Genomic DNA, 9,177 nt, shown 5'->3' on the forward strand with positions numbered 1-9,177 from the left:
AGGACCTTCTTGATGTGCAGCGACTGCTGCGCCTGGATCTTGATGTCCGAGGCCGAGCCGCCCATGCCGGACGACGGCTGGTGCATCATGATCCGCGCGTGGGGCAGGGCGTAGCGCTTGCCCTTGGTGCCCGCGCAGAGCAGGAACTGGCCCATCGAGGCGGCCAGGCCCATGCCGACGGTCGCGACGTCGTTGGGGATGTAGTTCATGGTGTCGTAGATCGCCATGCCGGCATCCACGGAGCCACCGGGCGAGTTGATGTGCAGGAAGATGTCGGCCTCGGGGTCCTCCGCCGAGAGCAGGAGCAGCTGGGCGCAGATCGCGTTGGCGTTCTGGTCGCGCACCTCGGAGCCGAGGAACACGATGCGCTCTCGCAGCAGCCGCTGGTAGATGTGGTCGTCGAGGACGTTGAGCCCGCCGCCCGCGCCCATCTGGGGGCCGTGCGACGAGCCTGCGGGACTGGGAATCTGGTTCACGTGCTCGACACTAGCCCGAAGGACCGACAGTTCCACGGGCATTGGGCCCCTGTTCGCCGACAGCAGATTTCCCTCAGGTGGACTCGGCGCTGGCCTTCAGCCGGGCCACCGTCTCGGCCATCCCCCGCTCGAGCTCGTCGGCGTGGCCGTCGCTGCCGCCGAGGAACAACGGGGCGAAGGCACGGCTGATCGCCGTGAGCGACGTCGGCACCGGTCGGCGGTGCACGACGCGGGTGCCGGACCCCTCGGCCGAGAGCTCCCAGATCCACCGTGCCCCGCTCGAGCGGGTGTCCCAGGCGAGACTGCGCCCGGGTTCCAGGACCGCCACCACCGACCGGGTCGGCCACACCACCGCCTTGCGGCGGTTCAGGCCGAGGTAGGCCTGACCGACGCGCAGCCCGCCCGGCTTGAGGGGCACCATCCGCACCAGCTCGGGGCTCCACCGCGCCATCTGCGAGAAGTCGGTCAGCAGTGACCAGACCAGGTCCGGGTCGGCGTCGACGACGGTCTCGACCCGCAGCTCACGATCAGCGCTCACGCGAGCCAGTCTCGCATGGCGGCGTGGACCTCGGGGTGGTTCAGCAGTCCGAAGTGGTCGGAGCGACCGACGTGCAGGACGTCGGCGCCCGGGAAGAGCTCGCCCCCGCGCTTGTCGCGCCCGTAGGCCGAGCTCGGGCGCACCAGCAGGTCGCCGACGACGTGCCCCACAGGGTGGCGCTGCGACTGCGTGAGGGTCGCCGCGACCAAGCGGTAGCGCGCGTGCGGGAGCGGGGGCACGTCCTCCGCGAGCCCGGCGACGAGATCGTGGACGCCGACGGAGCGCCAGTCGAGGATCCGACCGAACGCCGCCGTCTCGGGCAGCCGGGCGAGCCCGCGGCTGCCGTGACCGATCCCCCACGCGATCGGGGCACCGAGATGGGGCGTGCCGAGGGTGATGACGTCGGAGATGCGCTCGGCCCACGGCTGGCCCGAGGCCGGAGGCTCGGCGACGACGGCACCGGCCGCGCGGATCACCAGCCCGCCCAGGGAGTGACCGACCAGGGCGACCCGCGTCACCGGTGCCGGCCACGCGTCGACCAGACGCTGCATCAGCGCGGCCAGCGCCACGCCGTTCTCGCGCAGCGACAGGCCGGTGTTGGCGCGCAGGAAGACCGGCGACCAGCCCTGTCCGGCCAGCGCCTCGCCGTAGGTCGTGCGGAGGTCGTCGCGGTGCAGGTCCCAGTAGGCCTCGTTCTCGCACAGGCCGTGCAGGAAGACGACCAGGCGACCGCTCGCGTCAGGGTACGACGAGGCGAGGGCGTCGTGGGTGAGGTCGACGTCGCGCCCCTCGAGGCGCACGGCCATGGGGATCGCCATCTGGGGCCGGTCGCGCAGCAGGGTGTCGCCGATCAGGCCGTTGACGGCCGAGCTGACGAACCGACCGCGGGGCGTCTCCTCCAGACGGGGGCCGACGCCGGTGGCGGCGAGCCTGTCCAGCCCGACCGAGGCCGCGTGGAGGCCGGCGGTCAGGCCGCCGTAGACCGCTCCGGCGATGCCGCGGTGGACGAGGTCGGGGACCGTCGAGGTGCCGCCGGTGGCGCGACGCGCCACGCTGCCCACGCGGTCGGCGATGGCGAAGTGGGTGTCGCGCGCGCTCTTGACCACGAGCTCGCCGGCGACCTCGGAGAGCAGCGACAGGGCATCGATGACGCTGGGCCCTGGTGGGACCCCGGAGGCTTCGGACATGGCAGGACCCTACCGGATCGAGTGCACAGGTGTGCACTCAATCCGGCAGGGTCCGTGTCACACCAGGATCGGCCCGGATCAGGCCTGGGCGGGAGCCTCGTCCGACTCCGCGGGGGTCTCGTCCGACTCCGCAGCCACCTCGTCGGCCTCGGCCGCGGGGGCCTCGGGCTCACCGATGGTGCCGTCGGGGCGCAGGTTCTTCAGCTCCACCAGGTTACCGGAGGCGTCCTTGACGACCGCGGTCTCAACGATCGCCGCGAGCGCCTTTCCGCGCAGGATCTCCTGGACCATCTCCGGGATGTGGTTGTGCTCGAACATGTGGTTGGCGAACTCCTGGGGGTCCTGGCCCGACTGCTGGGCCCGGCGCACCAGGTGGCTGGAGAGCTCCTGCTGATCGACGCCGAGCTCCTCCTTCTTCGCGATCTCGTCGAGGATGAACTGCGCGGCGACGGCGTCGCGGACCCGGCGGTCGAGGTCGGCCTCGAACTCCTCGACCGTCTGCTCCTCGTCCTCGAGGTACTTCTCCATCGAGATGCCGGCGTAGGCGAGCTGCTGCTCGATGTTCTGTCGGCGGGCGTTGAGCTCGTCGGTGACCATGCTCTCGGGGAGCGGCACGGAGACCTTCTCGAGCAGGACCTCGAGGACGGCGTCGCGCGCGGCGGCAGCCTGCTCGAGGCGCTTGCCCCGGCCGAGGCGCTCGCGCACGTCGGCGGAGAGCTCCTCGATCGTGTCGAACTCGGAGGCCTGCTGGGCGAAGTCGTCGTCGAACTCCGGCAGCTCCTGCTCCTGGACCTGGCTGATGCTGACCTGGATCTCGACCGCCTCGCCGACCTGGTCGCCACCGACGAGCTCGGAGGAGAACGTCTTGTCCTCGCCGGCGGACAGGCCGACCAGCGCCTCGTCGAGACCCTCGACCATGCCACCGCGACCGACCTGGTAGCTCATGCCGGTGACCTCGGCGCCCTCGACGACCTCGCCGTCCTTGACGGCCTTGAGGTCGAGCACGACGAAGTCGCCGTCGGCGGCGGGGCGCTCGACGTCGGTCAGGGTCGCGAAGCGCTCGCGCAGGGCCTTGACCTGCTCGTCGACGTCGTCGTCCGCGACCGTGACGTCCTCGACCTCGGCCTCGATGCCCTCGTAGGAGGGGAGCTCGATGGTCGGCTTGACGTCGACCTCGGCGGTGAACTCGAGGGTCTCGTTGTCCTCGAACTTGGTCACCTCGATGTCGGGCTGCGCCAGCGGCTGGAGGTCGTTGGCCTGGAGGGCCTCGATGTACTTCTGCGGCAGCACCTCGTTGATCGCCTCGTCCAGCACGGTGCCGCGCCCGACCTGACGGTCGATGACCATCGGGGGCACCTTGCCGCGGCGGAAGCCGGGGATGTTGATCTGCTGGGCGATCTTCTTGTAGGCCGCGTCGAGGCTCGGCTTGAGCTCCTCGAAGGGCACCTCGACAGTCAGCTTGGCCCTGGTCGGGCTCAAGGTCTCGACGGCGCTCTTCACAGGTTGTCTCCTCATAGATCTGGAATGAAAGGGTCGTGCGTCGGGGCGACAGGACTCGAACCTGCGGTCTCCTGCTCCCAAAGCAGGCGCGCTAGCCACTACGCTACGCCCCGTCTTGCGTGCTCAAGACGCCCTCCGCTGGTGCGGAGGAGCTCCTTGGAGCGGATGACGGGAATCGAACCCGCGTAATCAGTTTGGAAGACTGGAGCTCTACCATTGAGCTACATCCGCGCGTCGCACCTCACGCCCTTCCTGAGCGTGAAATGTGCGGTTGTCATCGTGCCACACGGGCGGCACAGACCCCCAAACGCCCCCGTCGGGCGGACACTCCCCGACCGCCGCGCCACCCGCCGTCGTCAGGTGCGGTGGACGACCAGCATCGCCCGGTCGTCGTCGCGCGACCCGAGCGCCTCGGTCAGGCGGGCGGCCGCTCCGTCGAAGGAGCCGCGCAGCAGCGACTCGGCCTGGCCGAGCATCCGGTCGATGCCCAGGTCGATGTCGCGCCGAGGCTCCTCGACCATGCCGTCGGTGTAGAGCAGCAGCGCGTCACCGCGGCCGAGGCGTCCGGTCGCGCAGTGGAACTCCGCCTCGTCGATGAGCCCCAGGATCGGCCCCTCGGTGCGCAGCACGGACCAGCGCCCCGAGCCGGCCAGACGGTGCGCGGCCGGCGGGTGGCCCGCCGTGCGGATCTGGAAGTCGCCGCTGGCCAGGTCGAGCGAGAGGTGGACGGCGGTGGCGAAGCCCTCGTCCCAGTCCTGGCGCAGCAGGTAGTCGTTGGCCGCGGGCAGGAACTGCTCGGGGGGCAGGGCGCCGAGCAGGCCACCGAAGGAGCCGGAGAGCAACAGGGCGCGGGTGCCGGCCTCCTCCCCCTTGCCCGAGACGTCGACCACGACGACGTCGAGCGCGGACCCGTCGGGACGCCGTGACGCCACCACGAAGTCGCCGGCGAACGGCGTACCGCCGGCCGAGGTGAGGGCCGACTGGACCAGCCACCCCTCCGGGAGGTCGGGGATGCCGCCCTGGGTGAGGATGCGGTCGCGCAGGTCGATGAACATCGACTCCCCGCGCATGCCGCCGACCCCCAGGTTGGCGCGTCTGAAGCTCGTGGCGAGGACGAAGGAACCCATCGCGAACTGCACGGCCGTGGCGGCGACGATGCGCGGGGTGATCTCGACCTGGAGGGAGACGGCGACGGTGACCAGGACCATCAGGAAGATCACGAACCACGGCAGGGTTCGCGGCCCCAGGAGGATGCTCGCCACGAGCAGCGGCAGCATCAGGGCGACGAACGGCATGTCCACCGGCCACAGGGCGACCCCGCCCGTGATGGCGACGGCGGCCAGGACCAGCCAGAGCGCGATCCGGGTCTCCGTCAGGAGCCCGCGTCGTCGGAAGAGACGCCAGGCGCGACGCCACGGAGGCGCCACGACAGGCCTCTGGGCGTCGACGGTGGCAGTCATGGGGTTCCCGTGGAGGAGGAGGAAGGGGAGGAGGGTCTCAGCGTAGGGCGCGCGAGCGGAACGTGGGCTGACAACGCTGACACCAGAAGACGTTGCGCGTCTGGAGCACGTCGGTGCGCACCTTCGTGCCGCAGACCAGGCACGGCTGACCGTGGCGACGGTAGACGTAGACCTCCCCGCCGTGGTCATCGGCCCTCGGAGGGCGACCCATCGCCTCGGGCGTGTGCTCGGGTCGCACGGTGTCGATGCGACCGGTGCGCACCCCCTCGGCCATGAGCCCCACGAGGTCGTCCCAGATCGCCGTCCAGCGGCTCACCTGGAGCGTGTTGCCCGGGCGCAGCGGGTGCGTGCGGTGACGGAAGAGGACCTCGGCTCGGTAGACGTTGCCGACGCCGGCCAGCACCGACTGGTCCATCAGCAGCCCACCGATGGCGGAGCGGCTGCGCCGGATCCGCTCCCAGGCCCGGCCGGGGTCCTGGTCGAGGCGCAGGGGGTCCGGGCCGATGCGGGCCAGGACGGCGTCGCGCTGCTCGCGCGTGACCAGGTCGCAGGCGGTGGCGCCGCGCAGATCGGCGTACGACGAGCCCCGGGCGTCGCGAGCCACGAGACGCAGGCGCACCTGGCCGACCGGCTCGGGGACCTCCTCGACGTCCGGGTGCACCGCGAAGGTGCCGTAGAGCCCGAGGTGGACGTGGACGAACCGGTCGTCGGGGAAGCCGATGAAGAGGTGCTTGCCCCAGGACTCGGCGCTCTCGAGCACCTGGCCGTCGAGCAGGGCTGCGGAGTCGGCGAAGCGCCCCTGGGGGCTGCCCACGCTCACGGTGCGACCGGCGAAGGCGTCGGTCAGGTCGCGGGCCAGCCGGTGGAGGGTGTGGCCCTCAGGCATCGCGGTCAGGCATCACGGACGGCGGACTCCGGCAGCGGCGGGAGGTCACCGGTCCGCTCGTAGGAGCCCAGCTGGGCGATGCGACGCACGTGGCGCTCGTCGCCCGAGAACGGGGTGGCGAGGAAGACCTCGACGAAGCGGGTCATGTCCTCGAGCGAGTGCATGCGCCCGCCGACCGAGACGACGTCGGCGTCGTTGTGCTCGCGAGCGAGCACCGCGGTCTCCTCCGACCAGACGAGCGCCGAGCGGATGCCCTTGACCTTGTTGGCGGCCATCTGCTCGCCGTTGCCGGAGCCGCCGACGACCACGCCGAGGCTGTCGAGCCCGGCGGTCCGGTCCTCGGCCACGCCCTCCGCGGCCCGCAGGCAGAAGACGGGGTAGTCGTCGAGGGCGTCGTAGACGAAGGGACCGTGGTCGACGGGCTCGTAGCCGTGCTCGCCGAGCCAGGCCACCAGGTGGTCCTTGAGCTCGAGGCCGGCATGGTCGGATCCCACGTGGACGCGCATGGTGGAGATCTTTTCAGACGGCGGCGACAACCCGACGTGCCGTCCAGGCGTCACACCTTCTGGACGAGCCCCACGTCACACCCCATCCACGATCATTGCCGGGAGATCCTGTGCCTCATCACCCCCGCCGCCTCGCCGCCCTCGCCGCGGGAGTCCTCGCCGCCCTCACCCTGACCCTGCTGCCCCTCTCGGCCCGGGCTGTCGCACCCATGCCGGCGGACCCACCGGACACCTTGCAGCACCCGCTCCGGCTGGAGCGCGGCCCGGCACCGCGGGTCATCTCGATGGTTGGCAACCTGGTGCGCTTCCCGGGCGGCCGCACCGTGAACTTCACCCCACCCGAGGAGGTCACCGGCGGCGCACGCCTGATCGGCGCCTGGCGGCGGGACGCGATCGTCTGGGCGCCGTACGGCGCCGGGAGGAGCGCGGTCCTCAGGGTGCGACCGTCCGGCCGGGTCGTCCGCGTCGGGGAGCCGCGCCGCGACCTCTTTCGCGACAGCGAGTGGCAGATCGCCGGCGACGTGCTCTACGTCGCGAGCACGGACCCTCGTTACCGAACCAGGCTGGCGAAGGTGAGGCTGGTCGACGGCACTGTCCGACGCACGTGGACCTCGACCGAGGAGGAGTTCTGGGACCTGCTCGACGTCACGCCCGACCGCGCGCTCATCGGCAGCTCGCGCGTCCTCAAGTCCTGGAGGGGCGACGGCTCGTTCGAGCGGGTCTGGGTGCAGGCGGGCAACCGCTACTCCGACGTCAGGTTCGCGAGCCTGCGGCACGGCTGGTTCGCCAACGCCACCTCCGACGGCACCGAGCTCCGCCGGATCTCGCAGCCCGACCGGGTGGTGTGGAAACGGGGGTTCGAGAACGAGATGATCCCCTTCGACCTCTCGGGCGACGGCTCCGTGCTGCTCACCACCGAGTACGAGACCTACTCACCGCAGATGCGCGACGTCCGCACCGGCCGGATCCTGAGGACCTATGCGGGCGGCTACCGCGATGCCTTCAACGACAACGAGCAGATCGTGCTCGAGGGCAACCGCGCGTTCCTGGTCGTGATGAACCTGGCCGTGGACGGCAAGCACCGTGAGGTGCTGGTGCGCTGCACGATCGGCGGTGACTGCGAGCGCGCGTCCCGCGTCGCGTCGCGCATCACCCTGCAGACCTACGGCTCCTGACCCCGGCGAGGAAGCCGGCGACCTGGAGCATCAGCTGGCCGGCGGCCGGGAAGACCCGGTCGTGGCGCCAGAAGCCGTGGATCTGCCCGAGGTAGCGGGTGGCCACGACGTCGACCCCCTGCTCGGCGAGCAGCACCGCGAGGTGCTCGCCCTCGTCGCGCAGGGGGTCGTGCTCGGCGGTCACCACCAGCGTCGGGGGCAGCGTGCCGAGCCGGTCCGACAGCAGCGGCGCGAGGTCGGGGTCGGTGAGGTCGTCCGGGCAGCTGGCGTACTGCTCCCAGTACCAGGCGGCCTCGCGCGGGCCGAAGCCGTCGGCGGCCGTGCGGTAGGAGTCGAAGCCCTGGCCGGGGTCGAGGAATGGGTAGATCAGCACCAGCGCGTCGAAGCGGCCAGGGTGACGCAGCGCCGCGACGAGCGCGAGGTTGGCGCCGGCGCTGTCGCCGTGGGCGTACGCCGGGCCGTCGAGGCCGTGGGTCGCTCCCTCGCGTGCCACCCAGGCGAGCACCGCGTCGACGTCGTCGGGAGCCGCGGGGAAGCGGTGCTCGGGCGGGCGCCGGTAGTCGACGCTCAGCACGGCCGTGCGCGTGCGGTTGGCCAGCCGTCGCGCCGAGGCGTCGTGCACCTCGACGTCGTTGAGCACGAAGCCGCCGCCGTGCAGGTGCACGACGACGCCGGGCTGCGCGTCCTGCGGCACGTAGAGCCGGCAGGGCACGCCGCCCGCGGCGACGTCCCTCACCGCACCGACGTCCTCGCGCGGCTCGGCCTGTGCAACCCGCTGAGCCTCGGCGCGTGCCGCGGCGATGTCGAAGGCGGGGTCGTGCACGGCCAGCTCGCCCACCGCTGCCTCGACGGCGCGACGGGCCTCCGGGAACAGCACGGACCTAGCGCTGCATGAGCGCGTCGAGCCCGACCGCCATTGCCGCGGCGACGCGGAAGTCGATGCGCTGGTCAGGCACGTGGACGGTGTACTTGTCGCGCACCGAGCCCTGGCGCTCGACGCCCAGGAGGGGCTCTCCGTTGGCGCCGACGAAGTCGAAGTGGATCGGCAGAAAGGGGATGTCGGTGAAGCGCCGGATGATCGCGATCGCCTGGCTGCGCTCCTGGCCGGTGCCCGCGTAGCCCGGCCCCTCGATGTGGAAGGTCGAGCGCATCAGGCTGGCGCCGAAGTCCTTGCGGAAGAACCCGATCTGGTGGTGGGCCTCGTCGAAGATGTCGTAGCCGGCGTTGAGGTCGATCTTCTTGCGCGCCTTGAAGCTGAAGACGGGCCGGGTCATGGTGTCGTCGGCGTAGAAGGTGACCTCCTCCTTGAAGGCCAGCCGCTTCTGCTGCGCCACGCCCATCGACTGCCCGAAGGTGCCGTCCGGGTTGGCCGCGAACAGCTCGTAGCGGTTGGTGGTCATCGCGAACTTCTGCTTGACGTAGAACGTCGGCAGGTACATGGCGGTCATG

At 71.2% G+C, this 9,177-nt stretch carries 10 protein-coding genes and 2 tRNA genes; 1 reads left to right on the plus strand and 11 read right to left on the minus strand.

What is annotated here, in order from left to right; all coding sequences use genetic code 11:
• From RMN98_RS18405 to RMN98_RS18445, 9 genes are all read right to left on the minus strand, one after another.
• Positions 1-431, minus strand: a 431-nt coding sequence (locus RMN98_RS18405) for an ATP-dependent Clp protease proteolytic subunit (RefSeq protein WP_309650282.1), incomplete at its 3' end; no start/stop codon positions are given.
• A gap of 118 nt (positions 432-549) precedes the next feature.
• A complete protein-coding gene (locus tag RMN98_RS18410; RefSeq protein ID WP_309650273.1) occupies positions 550-1,014 on the minus strand; it encodes an SRPBCC family protein in 465 nt (154 codons plus the stop codon).
• Positions 1,011-2,201: a hypothetical protein gene (locus RMN98_RS18415; RefSeq protein ID WP_309650274.1), complete on the minus strand. Its 1,191-nt coding sequence runs from the start codon at positions 2,199-2,201 to the stop codon at positions 1,011-1,013. Before RMN98_RS18415 ends, RMN98_RS18410 begins: the two co-directional genes overlap by 4 nt.
• 78 nt (positions 2,202-2,279) lie before the next feature.
• Positions 2,280-3,701, minus strand: a complete 1,422-nt coding sequence (gene tig, locus RMN98_RS18420) for a trigger factor (protein ID WP_309650275.1) — start codon at positions 3,699-3,701, stop codon at positions 2,280-2,282.
• A 40-nt stretch (positions 3,702-3,741) separates the two neighbouring features.
• Positions 3,742-3,814 (minus strand) — tRNA-Pro (locus RMN98_RS18425).
• A 44-nt stretch (positions 3,815-3,858) separates the two neighbouring features.
• Positions 3,859-3,932: transfer RNA gene (locus tag RMN98_RS18430), tRNA-Gly, on the minus strand.
• A 125-nt stretch (positions 3,933-4,057) separates the two neighbouring features.
• On the minus strand, positions 4,058-5,161 hold the full coding sequence (locus tag RMN98_RS18435) for a PP2C family protein-serine/threonine phosphatase (RefSeq protein ID WP_309650276.1): 1,104 nt from the start codon (positions 5,159-5,161) through the stop codon (positions 4,058-4,060).
• A gap of 37 nt (positions 5,162-5,198) precedes the next feature.
• Positions 5,199-6,047: a DNA-formamidopyrimidine glycosylase family protein gene (locus tag RMN98_RS18440; protein ID WP_309650277.1), complete on the minus strand. Its 849-nt coding sequence runs from the start codon at positions 6,045-6,047 to the stop codon at positions 5,199-5,201.
• A 5-nt stretch (positions 6,048-6,052) separates the two neighbouring features.
• Positions 6,053-6,553, minus strand: coding sequence for a ribose-5-phosphate isomerase (locus RMN98_RS18445; protein WP_309650278.1), 501 nt, complete (start codon positions 6,551-6,553; stop codon positions 6,053-6,055).
• 110 nt (positions 6,554-6,663) lie between these two features.
• On the opposite strand from RMN98_RS18445, the gene RMN98_RS18450 reads away from it, so the two are divergent.
• Positions 6,664-7,728 carry a hypothetical protein gene (locus RMN98_RS18450; RefSeq protein WP_309650279.1) on the plus strand — a complete coding sequence of 355 codons (1,065 nt, stop codon included), beginning with the start codon at positions 6,664-6,666 and terminating at the stop codon, positions 7,726-7,728.
• On the opposite strand, the gene RMN98_RS18455 is transcribed toward RMN98_RS18450, so the two are convergent.
• Both RMN98_RS18455 and RMN98_RS18460 read right to left on the minus strand, forming a co-directional pair.
• On the minus strand, positions 7,703-8,605 hold the full coding sequence (locus RMN98_RS18455; protein ID WP_309650280.1) for an alpha/beta hydrolase: 903 nt from the start codon (positions 8,603-8,605) through the stop codon (positions 7,703-7,705). The genes RMN98_RS18450 and RMN98_RS18455 overlap by 26 nt on opposite strands.
• A 4-nt stretch (positions 8,606-8,609) precedes the next feature.
• A partial coding sequence (locus RMN98_RS18460) for a hypothetical protein (protein ID WP_309650281.1) occupies positions 8,610-9,177 on the minus strand: 568 nt, incomplete at its 5' end.

Source organism: Nocardioides sp. (assembly GCF_031397825.1).
GTDB lineage: Bacteria > Actinomycetota > Actinomycetes > Propionibacteriales > Nocardioidaceae > Nocardioides.